The organism is Paenibacillus sp. EB106-06-01-XG199 (assembly GCF_058791575.1).
This window is the reverse complement of record NZ_JBYTDQ010000004.1, coordinates 381,885-401,135: the sequence shown is the minus strand read 5'-3', so window position 1 is coordinate 401,135 and position 19,251 is coordinate 381,885. Positions and strand designations below refer to the sequence as shown.

12 protein-coding genes are annotated in these 19,251 nt (G+C 50.3%); 9 read left to right on the top strand and 3 right to left on the bottom strand.

The window, feature by feature from the left end:
* The first annotated feature begins 114 nt into the window (after window positions 1-114).
* Together AC3WT9_RS16885 and AC3WT9_RS16880 are read left to right on the top strand one after the other, a co-directional pair.
* Window positions 115-2,940: a glycoside hydrolase family 3 protein gene (locus AC3WT9_RS16885; protein WP_341090944.1), complete on the top strand. Its 2,826-nt coding sequence runs from the start codon at window positions 115-117 to the stop codon at window positions 2,938-2,940.
* A 292-nt stretch (window positions 2,941-3,232) separates the two neighbouring features.
* Window positions 3,233-4,225: a YiiG family protein gene (locus AC3WT9_RS16880; RefSeq protein ID WP_341090945.1), complete on the top strand. Its 993-nt coding sequence runs from the start codon at window positions 3,233-3,235 to the stop codon at window positions 4,223-4,225.
* A 102-nt stretch (window positions 4,226-4,327) separates the two neighbouring features.
* On the opposite strand, the gene AC3WT9_RS16875 is transcribed toward AC3WT9_RS16880, so the two are convergent.
* Window positions 4,328-4,606 carry a hypothetical protein gene (locus AC3WT9_RS16875; protein ID WP_341090946.1) on the bottom strand — a complete coding sequence of 93 codons (279 nt, stop codon included), beginning with the start codon at window positions 4,604-4,606 and terminating at the stop codon, window positions 4,328-4,330.
* Window positions 4,607-4,842: 236 nt separating this feature from the next.
* Between AC3WT9_RS16875 and AC3WT9_RS16870 the strand changes: the two genes are divergently transcribed.
* The 5 genes from AC3WT9_RS16870 to AC3WT9_RS16850 all read left to right on the top strand — a co-directional run bounded on the left by AC3WT9_RS16870 (window position 4,843) and on the right by AC3WT9_RS16850 (window position 13,060).
* A complete protein-coding gene (locus tag AC3WT9_RS16870; RefSeq protein WP_341090947.1) occupies window positions 4,843-5,850 on the top strand; it encodes an alpha/beta hydrolase family protein in 1,008 nt (335 codons plus the stop codon).
* 80 nt (window positions 5,851-5,930) lie between these two features.
* A complete protein-coding gene (locus tag AC3WT9_RS16865) occupies window positions 5,931-7,385 on the top strand; it encodes an efflux RND transporter periplasmic adaptor subunit (RefSeq protein WP_492407761.1) in 1,455 nt (484 codons plus the stop codon).
* Window positions 7,382-10,483, top strand: a complete 3,102-nt coding sequence (locus AC3WT9_RS16860; protein ID WP_492407759.1) for an efflux RND transporter permease subunit — start codon at window positions 7,382-7,384, stop codon at window positions 10,481-10,483. The genes AC3WT9_RS16865 and AC3WT9_RS16860 overlap by 4 nt, the downstream gene beginning before the upstream one ends.
* A 47-nt stretch (window positions 10,484-10,530) precedes the next feature.
* Window positions 10,531-11,877, top strand: a complete 1,347-nt coding sequence (locus AC3WT9_RS16855; protein ID WP_492407758.1) for a TolC family protein — start codon at window positions 10,531-10,533, stop codon at window positions 11,875-11,877.
* A gap of 103 nt (window positions 11,878-11,980) precedes the next feature.
* On the top strand, window positions 11,981-13,060 hold the full coding sequence (locus AC3WT9_RS16850; RefSeq protein ID WP_341090953.1) for a DUF418 domain-containing protein: 1,080 nt from the start codon (window positions 11,981-11,983) through the stop codon (window positions 13,058-13,060).
* Between the two features lie 486 nt (window positions 13,061-13,546).
* On the opposite strand, the gene AC3WT9_RS16845 is transcribed toward AC3WT9_RS16850, so the two are convergent.
* Both AC3WT9_RS16845 and AC3WT9_RS16840 read right to left on the bottom strand, forming a co-directional pair.
* Complete coding sequence (locus AC3WT9_RS16845; RefSeq protein ID WP_341377724.1) at window positions 13,547-13,918, bottom strand: hypothetical protein; 372 nt, start codon at window positions 13,916-13,918, stop codon at window positions 13,547-13,549.
* Window positions 13,919-14,015: 97 nt separating this feature from the next.
* Window positions 14,016-15,293, bottom strand: coding sequence for a helix-turn-helix domain-containing protein (locus AC3WT9_RS16840; RefSeq protein ID WP_341090958.1), 1,278 nt, complete (start codon window positions 15,291-15,293; stop codon window positions 14,016-14,018).
* 112 nt (window positions 15,294-15,405) lie between these two features.
* Between AC3WT9_RS16840 and AC3WT9_RS16835 the strand changes: the two genes are divergently transcribed.
* Together AC3WT9_RS16835 and AC3WT9_RS16830 are read left to right on the top strand one after the other, a co-directional pair.
* Entirely contained in the window at window positions 15,406-17,676 is a 2,271-nt protein-coding gene (locus AC3WT9_RS16835) for a glycoside hydrolase family 3 C-terminal domain-containing protein (protein ID WP_492407757.1), read from the top strand.
* A 217-nt stretch (window positions 17,677-17,893) separates the two neighbouring features.
* Window positions 17,894-19,237 carry a glycoside hydrolase family 30 protein gene (locus AC3WT9_RS16830; protein WP_492407756.1) on the top strand — a complete coding sequence of 448 codons (1,344 nt, stop codon included), beginning with the start codon at window positions 17,894-17,896 and terminating at the stop codon, window positions 19,235-19,237.
* Window positions 19,238-19,251 lie beyond the last annotated feature (14 nt).

Below are 19,251 nucleotides of genomic sequence, written 5' to 3'. Positions count from 1 at the left end.
TGCTTACGGTAATCTTTTATGATGGGGAAGGAGAGTCCTGTGGAAGCGCCTTAATCGGCTATCCATGCGCTATGATGAAACCGTTATCACAAAGATTGAAGGAGTGAACCACGAATGGAAACAGCTACATACCCATATCAGCAGACGGATTTACCTGTAAATGAACGCGTGCTAGATCTGATCTCCAGATTGACTTTGGATGAAAAGGTAACCCTGATGCCGCAATATCAAGCCGCTGTAGAGCGCTTGGGCGTGGGAGCCTATAAACATGGTACGGAAGGGGCTCACGGAATTTCGTGGCTGGGCAAGGCAACTGCTTTTCCTCAGGTCAGCGGATTGGCCTGCACCTGGAATCTGGAACTCTTGAAAAAGATCGGCTCAGCCATCGGCGACGAGGCCAGAGCGTTCTACAAGAAGAATCCGGCTGTTAACGGCTTGACGTTATGGGCACCTACGGTAGATATGGAACGTGATCCGCGCTGGGGCCGTACGGAAGAGGCATATGGCGAAGACCCGGAATTAACCGGACGCCTCAGCACCTCACTGGTGCAGGGAATCCAAGGTGATCATCCCAAGTATTTGAAAGCGGTAGCAACACTGAAGCATTTCCTCGGCAACAATAATGAGATCAACCGCGGCGTGGATTCGTCCAGCATTGATCCGAGAAATATGCGTGAATATTATCTGGAGGCCTTTAAGCCTGCCTTCAAGGAAGGCGGCGCCAAGTCCATGATGACCGCCTACAACTCGCTTAATGGGGTACCGGTCATCCTGCATCCTGCGGTGATGGATATTGTCAAAGGTGAATGGGAAATGGACGGCTTTATTGTAAGCGATGCCGGGGATTTGTTCGGTATTGTGAAGGATCATAAATATTATGAGTCATTCGCCCAGTCGATGGCTGAATCGATCAAAAACGGGATCGACAGCGTGACAGAAGAAACGGCAGAGACGATCAAGGTTATTCATGAAGCACTGGCTGAAGGGCTGCTTGCCGAGGAAGATCTGGACCGTGCGCTGTTCAACACATTCCGTGTCCGTTTCCTTCTGGGTGAGTTCGATCCTGAAGAAGGCAATCCGTATACGGCAATCGACGATTCCGTCATCCTCAGCAAAGAGCATGGCGAGTTGTCGCTGGAAGCTGCGAAGCAGTCTATTGTACTCCTGAAGAATGAGAACAGCACGCTTCCGCTGAACCCGAAAGAGTTGTCCAAAGTTGCGGTCATTGGTCCGCTCGGCGACGAAGCTTTCAGAGACTGGTATTCCGGCACCCTGCCTTATGCTGTCACACCTCTGCAGGGAGTGATCAAGAAGCTTGCAGGCAAACAGGTATCCTTCGAAAGCGGCGATGACCGGATCATCCTAACTTCGGCCGCAACAGGCCAAGCCGTAGGAATCACCGGCGAGGACGGCAGACTGGCAGTGCTACATGAGACTAAGGAGCGCGGAGAATTGTTCCGTCATACGGCCTGGGGCTGGACGAGCAACACTCTTGAAGCTACAAGCCGGGGACAATATGTTACCCTTAGCGACGCCGATACACTGACGGCTTCCGCTGATGAAATCTATGGCTGGTATGTGAAGGAAGCACTGAATATTGTACCGGAAGCCGAAGGTACAGTCAGCCTGCGGACCTGGAATGACAAGCCGATCTCAATCCATGCCGAAGACGGCACACTGCTGGCGAAGGAGCAGGAGACTGATGCCAAGGCGCACACATTCCGCAAGAACATTGTCGTGAACGGTGTAGAAGCTGCGGTCGAAGCCGCGAAAGCCGCAGAAGTTGCCGTTGTATTCGTCGGCAACCATCCGCTCCTGAACGGCAAAGAAGAGATTGACAGACCGGATATTGTCCTGCCGGAAGAGCAGGAGAATCTGGTTAAGGCTGTGTATGAAGCCAACCCTAATACAGTGGTGGTTATTGTCGGAAGTTACCCGATCACTTCTACATGGATTGATGAGCATATCCCTGCGGTCCTCTATACTTCCCACAGCGGGCAAGAGCTGGGCAACGCGATAGCCGACGTTCTGTTCGGCGACTACAGCCCGTCGGGCAAGCTGAATATGACTTGGTACCGGTCGGTGGATCAGCTTCCTCCGCTGATGGATTACGACATTATTAAAGGTAAAAGAACGTACATGTACTTTGACGGTGAGCCGCTGTATCCGTTCGGCCACGGCCTGAGCTACGCGCAGGTATCTTATAACAGCCTGTCGCTGGCCGCCGGGGAACTGGAGCAGGACGGAACGATTAACCTGTCCGTTCAGCTTGAGAATACCGGTAACGTGGATGGCGACGAAGTCGTTCAATTATACGTGCAGTCCTTGTCTTCCCGAGTCACACGTCCACTGAAGCAGCTGAAGGGGTTCCAAAAGATCCGGCTTGCCGCAGGACAATCGCAAACGGTGGAATTCACGTTGCCGGTTGCCGAGCTGGCTTTCTGGGATGTAACGCGTGAACAATATTGTGTTGAAAACGGCGATTATACTGTGATGATCGGCCGCTCTTCAAGTGATATTCAATTGACCGCCCAGATCAAAGTGCATGGCGAAACGATTCCGGCCCGCAATCTCTATTCGACGGTCAAAGCCGAGAACTATGACGACTATGAAGAAGTATATCTGGATGAATGCAAGGCGGGCGGCGCTTCTGTCCATCCGGCAGGTGAAGGAGCATGGATCGCCTTCAAAGATGTGGAGTTCGGTCAAGGCACCGCAACGTTCCACGCGCTCGTATCCTCCGTGACCGGCGGCAGCATCGAGGTCAGAACAGAAGGCCCGGCAGGACAATTGGCGGCGACCCTTGAGGTTCCTCCGGGCGAAGGCCTGCAACAGTGGAAAACATTGTCTGTTCAAGCTGAAATTGAAGCTGGCGGAAACGATGTGTATCTGGTCTTTAAAGGCGAGGCGCTGCTCAGCCGCTTCCATTTTTCCGTGTAGCTCCAGCTAACTAAACGTAATAGGGTATAATCCTATTGAAAGTCGCATATTATGCGGCTTTTTTTTTATGGGATTAAAGTGTCGACAAAGAAATTATAAAAATTTTTTGCTACTCAAGACTCAAGACCTATTCAACAAATAATTCTAAAATTGAATAGGTTTGTTTCACAATCAACATTGATATGCGACGAAGAGGCAATTTAATTGACCAGAAGAGATCACTTGCTCTCTTTCCTATGCAGATATCTTACAAAAGAAAGCGTTAAATTACTCAGTCGGAGGAATCACTATTTTGAGAAAGCTATCATTCGTTATTGCCATTATTATGTTAGGTGCAATGTTGTCCGCTTGTTCTGCCATTACATCCACCGTGGAGCAAGCGCCTGCAGGCGTTACTTCCGGCGAGAGCAAAGAAATCGATAAATACAATGCGTATGTGAGGCTGAATAACTTGATGACTGGCAGAATCAACGAGGTTCTGGTTCATTATTTCGAGAAGTTCGGAGTTGATGCGCAGCCTGTAATCGAGAAAAACTTTAGCTTCATCATGCTCGGCGTTGCTGAAACTGAGCGGGAAGTTGTTGATAAAGCGAACAGCTATACCGCAAGCAAACCTGTTTTTGCGAATGCAGACCCCTTAGTGGTCAAACTGACCCCAGTCATCAATGATCTGTTGTCCGTCCAGGACGATTTGAAAGCCTACTATGATACAAGAGGCTACGTGGATGATGATTTCGCAAAAGGAAAACTGCTGCATACCAAGCTGGTAAGTGCAAATCTCGCTTACGAGACTGTCGCCAAACAATACTTCACGGCTTTGCAAAAATTGGGTAACGAGCAGCGTCTGGCTGAACTGCAAAAACTCAAGGATTCAGACCAGCAGATCAGATATAATGCCTTGAAGTTCATGATAGATGCAGAGGCTACGGCCATTGAAATGGATGAGCAGGGAATCACCGCCGACAATGTGCTGCAGCTTGATATGACGAAGTTTAAAGCTAAATACGACATCATGACCGCAGATCTGAGTGCGCTCATGACAATCTCAAAAGACAAGAAACGAATTCAAAAAGAAGGGATTAACAGCTTCAGTATCGAGAACTATGTTGATTCAGCCACTGAGGCAAAAGCGGCCGCTTCGAAAATCATTGAACGCATCAATAAGAAGGAACCTGTATCTGATTCTGATCTGAACGGCCAGTTCCTGAACACTACGGATGGTACACCTGAGAATTTCAATTATAAGCTAAGCAAGGCAGTCGAAAGATATAATGAAATGAATTAAGCGTGTCTAGCGGTTGGGCTGCGAAATCAAATACAGAGTTCCGGTAACGAATAAGCCTTATCCGCGAATGGAACGCGGATAAGGCTGTAGCACGGGGATACGTTAGTTAAATAAAACAGCGACAGTAAAGGACTTTATTTCTCGTCCTTTTACTGTCGCTGTTTCGATTTCTGGAGTCACTCTAATACTAATTTCTAGCCAGTTAACGGGTTCCCGTTTCTCAAAGCCCGTAATATCAAGTATTCCAGTCCGCAGAAATCCGGAGGATACCGTTAGAAGCATTCCCGCGATAACCAGTACCCCAATTTTGTACTTCGGAACAAACGCTGCAGCATAGTATCCTCTCCTTTTGCAAGTGTTAGCTTCGATCTGCTGATCCACCGGCCTGTGCTCCACGACTCGCATTGCTTTAGAATCCATTTCCTCTCTTGACCTTAGGTCTGACCTAAGGTGTATCTTTAGGGTAATCCGGTTGCAGTGAGGGAGTGGTGGTAATGAACAGTGAGCTCACAATTAGTAAATTAGCCAAGCTTACTAATGTGGCTGTGCACACTCAAGTAACAAAGTCTGCTAAGCCTTTCTCTTTTTAGCAAGCATTATATTATGGGGGAAACAAGATGAGAAAGAAAATTGGCATGATTATAATTGGTGTTTTTTTGATAACTATGGGTGCAGTGCTCTATGTATTTCGGCAAAACAGCTTTGACATGGTGGAGCAATCCATTGAGATTTCCTCCCCTCAGGGCAAACTGACAGGTACACTTGTCCTGCCCAAGAAAGAGTACGGAAAGCTGGGACTAGTGTTGTTCGTTCATGGTGACGGACCCATCAATGCTTCTCATGATGATGGATATAAGCCGCTATGGGAGCGCCTTGCTTCGCAAGGCTACGCTTCATTGTCCCTTAATAAGAGAGGAATCAACGGTTCTGAAGGGGACTGGCTGGAGCAGAGCATTGATGACCGTGCAGAAGAAGCGCGCCAGGCGCTGGCCTGGGCCAGAACGCAGCCGATGATTGACGATAAGCGGATCGGCGTGTGGGGAGCTAGTCAGGCGGGATGGGTTATTCCGAAGCTTGCAGGAAAGGAGCCGCTCGCGTTCAGTATTCTGGTGTCCCCGGCCATCAACTGGTTAACCCAGGGAGAATATAATACGCGCGAGCAAATGGCAAAAGCCGGATCCACTGAGGTGGAAATTTCTGAACAGGTAGCGTATGAACAGGAATTGAAGGAGCTTTTGAAAGAGAACGGATCGTATGATGAATATGTAAACAAAGCTCATACAAATGAGATTATGTCAAAAGAACGGTGGACATTTGTCAGCAAGAACTTCAGATCCGATGCAACCGCCGATCTGCATAACTTCAAATCTCCTGTGCTCCTGCTACTGGGGGAAGAGGATATTAACGTGGATGCGACGGAGACGGAGCAAGTATATCGTAAAAAGGTCAGCCCTCCATCATTGCTTACAGTCAAGGTCTTTGCGGATACAGAGCATTCCATGCTGGCGACGAAAACCGCTGATTCGAAATTGCGGGCATTGCTCATCAGTCTGTTCGCGCCAAGAAAAATCACGGTCAACGGTTATATGGAGCAAATTGAACAATTCTTGAAGAGGCTTCCCTGATTTGGAGCCTGTTATCATTGAAACCCTTTCTACCAGTTAGGAAATATTCTTGTTACCTATTTTGAGGAGTGGAAAGAAACATGCCAAGACGAAGCTTAATAATGATATTAGCCATTATGCTCGGTGTTGCAACCGCCGCTTGCTCCAATACAAAAACAGAGGAGAGCGCAGGTGCAGAGGTCAAGCAGGATAGAATGGTCGAGGTGGCCACTGTAAGCAAGGAACTGCTGGAAACAGATTATACTCTGTCCGGCACCTTGCAGCCTGTGAAAGAGGCAGCGGTGACTTTTGAACTGGGGGGGCGGGTGATCCGTACAAATGCAGAGATCGGAGATTCGGTCAAGAAGGGAGGTCCGCTGGCCAATCTCGCTATGTCCGAATTTCAGCTTAAGGTTGAGCAGGCCGAGCAAGGCATTTTTCAGGCCAAGGCAGGATTGAATCAGGCCGAGCAGAACGCTTTGCAAGCCAAAGCGGCGCTGAGGAGCGCCGATGCGTCAATTAAAGCATCTGAAGCGCGGGTTGCAAATGCAACAGCAAATCAGGTGCAGGTGAAGAAAGGAGCACGCAAACAGGATAAGCTGCTGGCCGAGAACGGGCTGGCCTTAAGCCAAGCTGCTTACGAGAAAGCCAAGATAGATACTGAGCGCTCGCAGAAGCTGTACGAGCAGGGACTTGTATCTCAAACCGATAACGAAAACGCACAGTTGAATTTGAAAAATGCCGAGAAAATGGTAAAGGATGCCGAAGCCTCCATATCCCGGGTTCAGGAAGGGGCCACGCAGGAGGAGAGACAAGCGGCAGCGGCGTTGCTGGAGGAAGCGATATCAGGAATTATGGCAAGTAAGGCCGGCAAGGAGCAGGCTGCGGCCGCTCATAACGGAGCGTTGGCCGCCAAGGAACAGGCACTTGCTGTATATAACAACGCAATTACTATAAAAAAAGAAGCGAACTTGGCCCTTTCCAAAACCTCTCTTGCCGCATCCTTCACTGGAGTGGTGCTGACTAAAGAAGCCAGTTCGGGTGATGTCGTTAATCCTGGACAGACCATTTATAAGCTGGGAGATGTCCGCCGGCTGAAGGTACTTCTGCCTTTGCCCGACAGTGAAGTGGGGCGATGGAAGAAAGGGGTGAAGGTGGATGTCGGTCTGTACGGCGAAGTACGCAAGGGGACGGTGAGCAAAATTTACCCGCAGACCAATGCCGGTACCGGGACGATTAGCGTGGAAGTGATTATCCCGAATGAAAAGCAGGACTGGATAGCGGGCCAGGTTGTCAAAGCAGGACTGAAGCAATCTGGAAGCAAGGTGATTCTGGTTCCCGTGATGGCAGTCATCAGCAACGGCGGCAAGCCTCATGCATTCAGAGCCGTGAATGGAAAAGCTGTGAAAACGGCTGTCGAAGTGGGGAGCCGGCTGGTGGATAACAAGCTCGAAATTGTCAGTGGACTGAAAGAAGGAGAGCAAATCATCGTCAAGGGGGCGGAGACTCTGTTTGATGGCGATCAGATTGAAGCGGCCGACGGTGCTGTCAAATGATCGAATATTTCGTTAAGAAGAAAAAAATTACCCTGCTGTTTTTCATCATGCTCATTGGTGCCGGAGTGTTCAGCTTCACCGGATTGCCGAAGCAGGAGTACCCTGACATCGTTATAAAATATGCTTTGATTACTACGATTTATCCCGGAGCCTCCCCGGAGAAGGTGGAGCAGAGCGTAACCAGGGTGATTGAGCAGAAAATCAAGCAGGTTAAGGGTATCAAACGGATTTTGTCCACCTCGGCCAGCGGTTATTCGAGCATTACCGTAGAGGGTGAGGACGGTGCCGATGCCAAGACACTGTTCGACGGGGTGCGCAAAAATGTGCAGGATGCACAGGCCGACCTGCCTTCCGGCGTCCAGACTCCGGTTGTTGATGACGATCTGGCCAGCTCCTATATCGGATCGTATGCGATCTCGGCTGCTTCCCGGGAAGAGCTGGATGCGCTCAGTGAGCTGATGAAAACCTGGAAAGACCAGCTCAGGTCGGTTTCGGGTGTGGCCAATGTGACTATCCAAGGGGTTCCTGATCAGCAGATTCATATCAGTATCAATAGCAGCAAGCTGCAGGAATACAACCTGGGCTGGGAACAGGTACAAGTGGCTATTCAAGGCGAAAAAACGCGGGTTCCCACCGGTGAAATCACCCTCAATGACCGAAGCTACCAGATTATGGTCCATGAAGATGAGAGCCTGGATAATTTGAGGAAGGTGTTGATCACCCGAACACAAACCGGTTCGCCTGTTTATCTGAAGGATATCAGCACGGTCAAGCTTGGCCATGCCGATCCGAAGTCTTTTGCCTACTACGGGGATAAGCCGGTTATCACGATCAATGTTGGCGCGAAAACGGGCAGTGATGTGCCGGCCATGCACAAGCTCGTGAGCGAAAAGCTGAAGGAACTGAAGGCAACTCTCCCTGCAGGCACTCAGTTGGAAAACTTGTTTGCACAACAGGATAGGGTTCATGAAATCTTTAATGATCTGACACGGGAAATGATCATTGCGGTAATTGCCGTAATCATCGTTTGTATGCTCGGACTGAATCTGCTTACCTCGGCTTTTGTTGCCCTGGCGATTCCGGTCTCACTGGCGGTTGGCTTGATCCTGCTGCCGTTTCTGGGGATCAGCATGAACGAGATCTCCGTTATTGGCCTGATCATTGTCCTGGGAATCCTGGTGGATGATGCCGTCGTGGTCAACGATAATATCGAGAGGCGGCTCAGCGAACTAGGGGAAAATCCGCAGGTTTCGGCAATAAAGGGCACCAAAGAGGTAGCTGTTTCCATCCTTACGGCGACACTGGCTACGATTTCCGCCTTTGCTCCATTGCTATTCCTGCCGGGACCTTTGGGCGCATTTATCAAGCCGATTCCGGTGGTCATTTCATTGACCATGCTGGCTTCCATGATGATGTCTCTGACGATCATTCCAATCTTTCGCGAGTGGTACGAGAAGAAGAGAGAACGCAGAGCGAAGGCTGCCGCAGCAAAATCGGGTTTTCTCGGCAACCAGATTGCCGCCATGAACCGGTTTTATTCCGGTAAAGTCATGAAAGGAGTGCTGAAGCGGCCGCTGGCAGTAGCCCTCACCGGCTTGCTTCTCGGAACGGCTGCCTATCTGCTGGCACTCTTTGTGCCTGTTGAGCTGTTTCCGGCCTCCGAGCGTCCGGAGGTGGTTGTGACCATGACAATGCCGCCCGGAACTTCCCTGCAGGAGACGGACCGCGTAACCAAGGATATTGCCCGCTGGATGAAACAGCAGCCGGAGTTAAAAACGCTTTCCTACAGCGCCGGCAGCAGCGCCCCCCAATTGCACAGCGATCAACCCGGCATTTCATCGCCAACCAAAGGCCAACTGGCTGTAGTTGGGGAAAAGGGAGTGTTCAACCTAGACAAAACGGTGAAGGCATGGAACAAACATTTGGAGACTAAATATCCCGAAGCCTCTTTTCAGTTCTATACGAGTAAGGTGGGCGTCGATGTAGGTAAGGCAGTATCGATCAGCGTTGCCGGAGAAGAGCTTGGTCAACTGCAGACAGTGAGCCAGCGGGTGAAGGAGACCATTGCATCCATTGGCGGGGTTTCAAATGTGACGGATAATTTGGGCATAGACCAATATACGCTGGAATTTGAGGTTAACAAGCAAGCTATGGATCAGTACATGGTGTCATATACCGATCTGACCCGTGCCATCCTGCTGTCAAGCAATGGTATTACCTCCAGCCAGTTCGATACCGGTAAAAATATGATTGACGTTAAGCTATATTTGCAAAAGGATAACAACGACCCGAATGTAATGTTCCAAAGATTAAATGTCACCAATACGACGGGCCGGCAAATTCCGTTGTCCCAGCTTGCCTCTATTAAGCCTTCATTTGCCATTCAGCAAATCCAGCATGTGAATCTGAAGCGCACGATTACGATTGAGGCGGATGTGAAGGGGCGAACGGCGACAGAGGTCGGTGCGGAAATTAGCGGGAAGCTGAAAGGTATCATCTTCCCGGCGGGCTACAGCTGGAGTGCCGGAGGAGAAACGTCGGAGCAAAACAAGGTGTTCAAAAATCTGACCACGCTGTTTGTTATCGTTATATTCCTGATTCTGCTGCTGATGACTCTTCAATTTTATTCCATTTCCATTCCACTGATTATAATGACTACTGTCTATCTGGCTGCGGCAGGAGGAATTATCGGAATATACCTCTCCGGAATGCCGATCGGATTTATGAGCCTAATGGGTATCATCTCCCTTGCCGGGATCGTTGTGCGTAACGGCATCGTGCTGATCGAGTTCATCGAAGATGCCCGGCACGAGGGTACGGAATTGAAAGAGGCCGTTATACAAGCTGCTTCGGCGCGGTTCCGTGCCATCCTGCTGACCTCATTAACGGCCATTATGGGGATGATCCCGATCGCGTTGAGCGGCAACATTTTGTTCCGCCCCATGGCGTACACCATTATTTTCGGACTCATGTTCTCGACACTGCTGACTCTGCTTGTAGTTCCTTCATTGTATATGGTCGTGGCTCAGTTCAAAATGAGACGACAGGAACGGAAAATCAACCGGAATGCTGAGAGGGAGCAGACGCTTTCTGTATAAACCGGTCACTAAGTCTTTCCGCCAAAATACTGAAAGGAGTTAAGGATATGAACAAAGTGTTTCTTTCAGCATTATTTGCTTTATTGTTGTTCACCTCTGTGCTGCCGTCGGCACTGGCCGCTGACAATGAGGCGCAGGCTGTCACGGAGGACGGGAAAGAAGCGACTACCGATAAGCGGCTTCCGTCCACTTTTGTCAATCCGCGGGCATTGGCCGAGCTTGACCGCCTCAATTTGCAGACAGCGTTGTCACAGGCAATCGACAGTTCATTTAATCTGTCACTTTTGCAATTGAAGAATACGGCTCTGATTACTCAACAGAAAGATTACAAGGCACAAATTCAAGGTCTCGAATATGCCAAAAAGGATGCCTATACCCTTCCGGTCACTCCCGAGGGCATACTTGAGAATAAAAAATACCTGATCCCTGCGGATGCTGAACCCCAGCTGCTATTCTGGATGGGGCCGGTTATGGAGATAAACACTGTTTTTAACGGCCTGATGTCTGCACAAGTGGAAAGCATGAATGAGATGGTGATTTCCCAGCGGGTTCAGTTGGAGAGCGCAGTGAAAAAGCTAGTGCAGGAGAAGCTGCAATCAGCACTTGACCTGGAAGAGGCTGTACAGGGAACCAAACTACAGGTCACCGGCCAATATATTCAGTTGCTGTCGCTCAAACAGCAAGCAGCGTTACTGAAAGAGGGACTTCAGGTTCTGGATTTAGAGCTGAATCGGCAGGAAATACTGGTCGGGCAGGGCATGATGACGGCGGAGAATTACCGCAATCTGGAGGCGGAGCGCAATAATCAGGGTGTCGAACTGGATAAAATGCTGGCAAATTACAGGTTGGGGTTGCTCCAGTTGTCGTTCGATCTCGGTATTCGCTATAACCCGAGTATGATGATGGAGGAAATTCCACTACCCGAAGTCAAGCCGGTGATCCGCAAAAGCAGCGAGGACATTCTGGTTCATTCCTTTGAGTTGAAACGTCTCTGGAATACGCTTAATCAAGCCAGACGGGATCAAAAGTTCACTCCTACACCGAACGCATACGCCAGGGAAAGCCTGGGCCAGATCGTGCAAATGACCGAGGAAGAGATCAAGCAAACCAAAATACAACTGAACCAAAATATCAACGCCGTCTACGCCGGGGCGGACGATGTTTACCGGCAGTCTCTCTCCGCGCAGAGGGAAGTGGATAAAGCGGCTTTCGATTTCGCCAATGTCAACAGGAGGTTTGAAGCAGGGAGTGTACCGCAGCGCGATTTGAACAACGCCCGGTTCATGGTCCAACAGGCGGAAACGAAAGCGGGGTTGCTGGAGCTGCAATATTTTGGCATACTGGGCAAGATTGAAGCGATGGAGAAAGGACTTATTCTGCCTGCTGCACAATAGAGATCGGGAAACACTTCGGATTTATGCCAGAGCATAAGGTTGTGGCCGGGCGGTTCAGGCTGGGCACGGCGAAAGTACCAATTGTGAAGGGGGAACACTGGACGTGAATCCATCGACACAGCGAATTACTGCACTGGATTATGCAAGAGCCTGGGCGATCTTTGGGATGATCATCGTTAACTATAAGCTTGCAATGCAGGCAGAAAATGACGGCCCGTCGTGGTTAAGGGAGCTGGCGGGTCTTTTTGAAGGCAGAGCCTCCTCATTGTTTATTATACTGGCAGGTATTGGAGTGTCTTTGATGACCGCGAAAGCAAGAAGATCGATGGATAAGGAGATTATTCGTCAAAATCGCCTCAGCTTGTACAAACGTTCCGGATTTCTGCTTGGTTGCGGCTTGCTATTGCTGCTGATAGGCTGGAGCGCCGACATCTTACATTATTATGCGGTATTCATGCTTGTGGGCGCAGCTATGATTACTGTATCTGATAATAAAATACTCGGTTTGTTCTCAGTGATTCTGCTGGTATCCGAGCTGTCATTGATTCTGTTTGATTACAGTAAAGGCTGGGACACCGGCTTTCACCAATATACGGATTTTTGGACGCTGAACGGATTTCTCCGGAATTTAATTTATAATGGCTTCCATCCGTTTTTTCCTTGGAGTTGTTTTTTTCTGATTGGCCTGTGGATCGGCAGAAAGCATTGGCTGGCCGAGGAGAACCGACGGAAGCTGCTGCTCTATTCAGTGTCGGGAACCATAGTTATTGAAGCTATTTCTTATTCTTTGATTCAAGGGACATCGTCTGTATTAGACTATGACTCCGCAGCTTATCTTTTTGGGACCAAACCCATGCCTCCAACATTGCTGTATGTTCTCTCTGGAACATGTTCTGCTCTGGCTATCATTGCGATTAGCCTGTATATCGTGCATGCATTCAGAAATTCCTTGTTCACCCAAGCAATTATCCATACCGGGCAGCTATCGTTGTCCCATTATATAGGGCACGTGGTTATCGGGTTGGGTTTTCTTGAAGTGGCAGGGTACTTGGAGAACGGAACACTTCCATTTGCAGTCGCTTATGGCTGTGCTTACTTCGTGCTGGCGATACTCTTTTCATCTACCTGGAGGAAATGGAAGGAACGGGGGCCCATTGAATTAATTATGAGGAAGTTTTTCTAAAATTTTATACCTGGTATCTAAAAAAGCGAATTTGAAGAATTTGAAGATCGACTCCTACTCTAGTGACATTATTGCAGTTTCAGGAACGTATGATGTAATACTTCATGATGGAACCAGCAAATCATTTGATGTGACGTTAAAAGCTAAGAAGGAGTCCCTCAGTTATTTCTCACCAATGTTTAACATTGAAGAGGGAAGGGGAATCTCAACGGATTCAAAGGAAGAGGAACTGGATCTGCAATATAAATTTCAGCTTCTCAATAGCATAGACACTATTCGAAAGTTATCCAAAGAGCAGCTTTACTTCCTTTTTGGGTTGAAGAAGGCTCAATAGGAGCGGAATGAAGAAGTCACATTCTATCGTAGAGTGACAGAGTATGAAAGTAAGTTGTTTTAATATAATAGGAACCAAGACTGTATTTAAAAAGAACCCACAGGGCTAAGCCTGTGAGTTCTTTTTGCACACTATATAAGTTGGAGGCAAGCTTAATCGCCACCACCACCACCACCGCCCCCGGAATCTCCGCCCCCCCCGCCGGAATCCCCGCCGCCGCTATGTCCGCCGCCATCCCAGCCGCCATGCCCGCCATGATGACTGTCCCAGCTGCTCCCGCCATGACTGTGACCGTGATGACCGCCATTCCCGCTGTTTCCGTCATGGTGATTGCGGGTGTGATTGTTGTTGTCGTTGTCGCCCGTAAAGAGATTTGGATCCGCGCCGGGGAAGAAATAATTGTCAGACGTGTTGTTTCGGTTCCGCAGCCGGTTGCCGCCGCCATGTTTCCTGCCGTTATCACGGATAACCGCCTGAACGACGGCATACACTAACACCCCAATAAAAACAATACCGATGCCCAAAGTAATCGCTCCTTCAAGGTTTCTTACCAAGATTGTACCATATTATTGCAGCTCTGCACCTTAATTGCACAGGAGAATGACGCATCTAGTAGATAATTCAGCGGTCATGCCGGAACTGCCTGGGTGTTACTCCGGTATATTTCTTAAAGACTTTCGTGAAATAGCTCTGGTCGTTGAAATGAAGCCGGGTGGCGATATCCGACAACGTGACCCCGGGCAGCTCGATCAGCCGCTTGGCCTCCTCAATCCGCTCCCGCTGGATATAATCGCTGACAGAAATTCCATTCTCCTTCTTGAACAGCTGAGAGAGATAGCTGGCATTCAGACCGGCCACCTCAGCCAATTTGTTCAGAGTAAGCTCCTCGTACATGTGGTTGAAAATATAGTTCTGGCATAGTGCAGAAGTGCGGGACAACTTGGATCGGCGGTTGTCGCGTACATGATCGGCGAAATCGCACAGAGCCGCGAGCTGGGCTTTGTCAACGGCGGGAATATCCTTCAGTTCTTCGATATGCTGAATGTGGAAGTCGCTCAGTGTATAGGCGATTTCCCAGAACAGGCCCCCGTCGATCGCGGCCCGGGTTGCCAGTGTGATGGAGGAGATGGCCAGATTTTTTTTGCTGCGCAGCTGGCTTTTCTTGGAGAGCCGCCCGAAGCTTTCCTCAGAGAAGGAGGCTTGGGACCGCAGGAGTCCTGCTTTGTCTCCGATTACGATATGGCGGAACATCTCCCGTTCGAGCATCGGCTCATGATGCAGCCAGGTGTTCTCACGCCGGTAGGAGTGATCGAGATCCGAACGGCTTTCCGTATGCTGCACAGGCTCATGATGGGTTGAGGCAAGCAGCAGCTCTGTGACCGAAAGGGCTTGTCCGTTGACCAGTGAGTACAGTAGCAGGGCGGCATGGTACCATCTCGTCCGGCTCAGCACCGGCAGGCCGCGGTAATACTGAAGCCACTCTTCCACATGGCCAAGCGGGAGGTTGTGGTCATTCATCAGGCTGGCTACAGTAGTCTCGGTCATTGAAGCAGCCAGTGAAGGGCCGAGTATTATCGTTCCGCCAGTCCCAAGCTCTGCAGGCAGCTTAAGCATAATAAAATTTTCCAGAAAACCGGTAGTGTGCAGATACGGCAAAAAGGAAGTCCCCCCGGTGTTTCGGGGATGGTTGTGCTCAATTCCAGAGACGAACTCCGTAAGTTCAGCCAGCATCCCGGAGTGGGTAGGCGCAGCCGGCCGTTCTTCCATAGAAGGAGGGAGCGCCAGTTGAAGGTTGCCTGCAGTGTCCAGCCAGCAGACCGGAATCCGGTAAGCTTCGTAGATTAATTTGCAGATGTATTGCAATCCCTCTGTTTCCTCCAGGTAGTCTAACATCTTCATCCATCCACCTCCTGATCCAATGAAAATACCAATAATACAATAGTAATACCATAAATGCAGGTTGAAGTATATTAGAATGGGAGTAGAAAAACCTATTTCGAGGAGGCATATGATGACAACTCACATTTCAAACCTCATTTCGCAAATGACACTGGAAGAAAAGGCCGGACTTTGCTCCGGGCTGGATTTTTGGCACACGAAAGGCATCGGGCGGCTGGGCATTCCCTCTTTGATGCTAACCGACGGTCCCCATGGACTGCGGAAGCAACAAGGGAGCGCCGACCATCTCGGACTTCACAATAGTGTACCGGCAACCTGCTTTCCATCCGCAGCCGGGCTTGCATCTTCCTGGGACCGTGAGCTGATTCATGAGGTCGGCAAGGCGCTCGGGGAGGAATGCCAGGCGGAGGATGTAGCGGTCCTGCTTGGACCGGGAACCAATATTAAACGTTCCCCGCTGAACGGGCGGAACTTCGAATACTTCTCGGAAGACCCTTATCTATCATCGGAAATGGGCGCCAGCCACATCCAGGGAGTGCAAAGCCAGGGCGTGGGCACCTCGCTGAAGCATTTTGCCGCCAACAACCAGGAGCACCGCAGAATGTCTACGAATGCAATCATTGATGAGCGGACGCTGCGGGAAATTTACCTGGCCAGCTTCGAAGGCGCAGTGACACAAAGCCAGCCCTGGAGTGTAATGTGCTCTTATAATCAGCTAAATGGTGAATACGCTTCCGAAAGTGAAACACTGCTGACGAAGGTGCTTAGAGAGGAATGGGGTTTTGAGGGCTTCGTCGTGTCCGACTGGGGAGCGGTCAATGAACGGGTGAAGGCGCTGCAGGCCGGGCTTGAGCTGGAGATGCCGTCAAGCGGAGGCATTGGTGATGCCAAAATCGTGGCTGCAGTGAACAGCGGGGGGCTGTCCATGGAGACGCTGGATAAAGCTGTGGAGCGGCTGCTGTCCTTTATTTTCAAAAGAGTGGAGAACCGCAAGGAGAATGCAGCGTTCGATCTGGAGCAGCATCATGCGCTGGCGCGAAAGGTGGCCCGGGAAAGTATGGTGCTGCTGAGAAACGAAGATAATATTCTGCCGCTTGCCAAGAGCGGAACGCTTGCCATTATCGGCGAATTCGCCAAAAAGCCGCGTTACCAGGGCGGAGGCAGCTCGCATGTCAATCCGACGAAGCTGGATGATGCTTTTGCCGAAATGCAGGCGGTGGCCGGCGGTTCCGCAAGCTTCCTGTATGCACAGGGCTATGACTTGAACAGCGATGAAATCAACAGTGCGCTGCTCAAGGAAGCACAGGAAACAGCACAAGGCGCAGATGCTGCGGTGTTGTTCCTTGGACTGCCTGACAGCTATGAATCGGAGGGGTATGACCGCAGCCATCTGTCGCTGCCTGAGAGCCATAAGGCGCTGATCAAGGCGGTGGCTGAAGTTCAAGACCAAATGATCGTGGTGCTGAGTAACGGCTCCCCGGTTGAGATGCCTTGGCTGAATCATACGAAGGCCGTTCTGGAAGGTTATCTGGGCGGGCAGGCTTTTGGCGGCGCGATTGCCGATCTGCTCTTCGGTGAAGTAAGCCCTAGTGGCAAACTGGCCGAGACCTTCCCGCAGAAGCTGAGCGACAATCCCTCCTTTCTCAATTTTCCCGGTGAAGGCGATACGGTGGAATATAAGGAAGGTCTGTTCGTCGGCTACCGCTATTATGATAAAAAAGAAATCGAGCCGCTGTTCCCGTTCGGCTTTGGACTCAGCTATACGCAATTCGAGTACAGCGGTCTGAAACTGGACAAGAGTAGCATCAGGGATACAGATGTTGTCCAGGTGACGTTGAATGTCAAAAATACCGGCAGCCGGACAGGCAAAGAGGTGGTCCAGCTCTATGTCAGTGACGAGGAGAGCAGTGTTATCCGCCCGCTGCAGGAGCTTAAAGGCTTCCAGAAGCTGGAGCTGCAGCCGGGGGAGCAGCGAGAAGTCTCCTTTACCCTGAATAAGCGTGCTTTTGCCTATTACAACGTGAAGCTGGCGGACTGGCATGTGGAAAGCGGAACGTTCAACATTGCCGTAGGCTCTTCATCGCGGGATATCCGGCTCTCCGCTCCACTTACGGTAACTTCGACAACGAAGATTGCGGTAAGTTTCCACCGCAACACCACGGTAGGCGATTTGCTGGCAAATCCGTTGACTGCGGAAAAAGCAAAGAATTACAGCAGTATCTTTGGCCTGGAAGATGCAATGGATGATAATCCGGAAATGTTCCTTGCCATGATGAAATATATGCCGCTGCGTGCGATGATCGGCTTTGGCCAAGGGAAATATACCGAGGCCAACTTGGCCGAAGATTTACGGGAATTGAACGCGCTGGTTGCAGAGCAATAATCGCCGTCTGCTGAATCACTGGCAGGAAGGATTAACCTGTTGGCAATAGTAAAGGCAGCGCCCCGCTATAGGGAAGCTGCCTTTTAGCAGGTTAAAATAATCCAATCCGTGATTGCCGGATTATCCAATTCCATTATGAATGACCCGGGATATAATGAAAGCGTAATCATACAAATCAAAAACAGCTCCAAACTACACCTATGGAGGAACCTATAATATGGCTGATACAATTCAGAAATGGTTTGCCAGCACGGAAAAAGCACCTTGGATAGCCCAAAACATCCCTGGTCCAGAACAAGCCGGGACAGCCGCTAATCTGACCGTTACCGCAGAGACGTTCCAGACGCTGGAAGGCTTCGGCGGCTGCTTTAACGAATTGGGCTTTGTGGCGCTGGGCCATCTGCCGGAGGAAGAACGGGCGGGGCTGATGCATGAGCTGTTCCATCCCGAAGGGGAGCAGCGGTTCAGCATCTGCCGCCTGCCGATTGGAGCCAGCGACTATGCGCTGGAATGGTACAGCCTGAACGAGACTGACGGGGATTACGCCATGGAGCATTTCTCCATTGAGCGTGACCGGCAGATGCTGATTCCCTACATCAAGGAAGCCCTGCAGCTGAACCCGGACCTCAAGCTGTTCGCGTCCCCCTGGAGCCCGCCGACATGGATGAAGTTCCCCAAAGCGTATAACTATGGAACACTACGCTGGGAGCCGCAAGTGCTTGAGGCATACGCCCTTTACTTCGTGAAGTTCGTGGAAGCCTACCGTGCAGAAGGAATAACGATTCATCAGGTGCATGTGCAGAATGAGGTGGTTGCCGACCAGAAGTTTCCTTCCTGCGTCTGGACCGGGGAGCAGCTGAGGATCTTCATCCGCGACTACCTTGGCCCGGCATTCGAGAAGCATGGGCTGGAGACGGAAATTTGGCTGGGGACGATCAATGCCCCGGAGCCATGGGATGAATGGCTTAAAGCTAAATCAAGCGATCATGATGCCTTCGCCGGGGTGGTGCTCGGCGATCCCGAAGCCTATAAATATATCAAAGGCGTAGGTTATCAATGGGCCGGCAAACATGCCATCCAACGTACCGTGCAGAGCTACCCGGAGCTGCGGTATATGCAGACCGAAAATGAATGCGGCGATGGCAAAAATACGTGGTTTTATGCGAGATACGTATTTAACCTGTATCAGCATTATTTCATGAACGGTGTGAACGCTTATATCTATTGGAACATGGTGCTTGAACCCAAGGGCAGGAGCACTTGGGGCTGGGAACAGAATTCCCTGCTGACCATTGATCCCGGCCAAAGACAAGCGACCGTGAATCCGGAGTATTACGTGATGAAGCATTTCTCACGTTTTACCGTCCCTGGTTCCGTAAGAGTAGGGCTTAAAGGTCCGTGGAGCGGCCATGCCGTTGCTTTCCGGACACCGCTGGGCGGGATCACGCTCGTCCTGGCCAATCCATTCAAGGAACGGCGGATGCTGCACTTGCATAGTGGTTCCTCCTCGTACTCCCTGGAGCTTGAACCGGAATCCTTCCATACGTTTGTCCTTAGTTAACAAGGCATTCTCCT

What these genes read in the sequence shown, in the direction of transcription:
- AC3WT9_RS16835 (WP_492407757.1), top strand. Translation starts at nt 15,406, where the DNA reads ATGACAACTCACATTTCAAACCTCATTTCGCAAATGACACTGGAAGAA.
- AC3WT9_RS16865 (WP_492407761.1), top strand. Translation starts at nt 5,931, where the DNA reads ATGCCAAGACGAAGCTTAATAATGATATTAGCCATTATGCTCGGTGTT.
- AC3WT9_RS16870 (WP_341090947.1), top strand. Translation starts at nt 4,843, where the DNA reads ATGAGAAAGAAAATTGGCATGATTATAATTGGTGTTTTTTTGATAACT.
- AC3WT9_RS16885 (WP_341090944.1), top strand. Translation starts at nt 115, where the DNA reads ATGGAAACAGCTACATACCCATATCAGCAGACGGATTTACCTGTAAAT.
- AC3WT9_RS16830 (WP_492407756.1), top strand. Translation starts at nt 17,894, where the DNA reads ATGGCTGATACAATTCAGAAATGGTTTGCCAGCACGGAAAAAGCACCT.
- AC3WT9_RS16860 (WP_492407759.1), top strand. Translation starts at nt 7,382, where the DNA reads ATGATCGAATATTTCGTTAAGAAGAAAAAAATTACCCTGCTGTTTTTC.
- AC3WT9_RS16855 (WP_492407758.1), top strand. Translation starts at nt 10,531, where the DNA reads ATGAACAAAGTGTTTCTTTCAGCATTATTTGCTTTATTGTTGTTCACC.
- AC3WT9_RS16840 (WP_341090958.1), bottom strand. Translation starts at nt 15,293, where the DNA reads ATGAAGATGTTAGACTACCTGGAGGAAACAGAGGGATTGCAATACATC.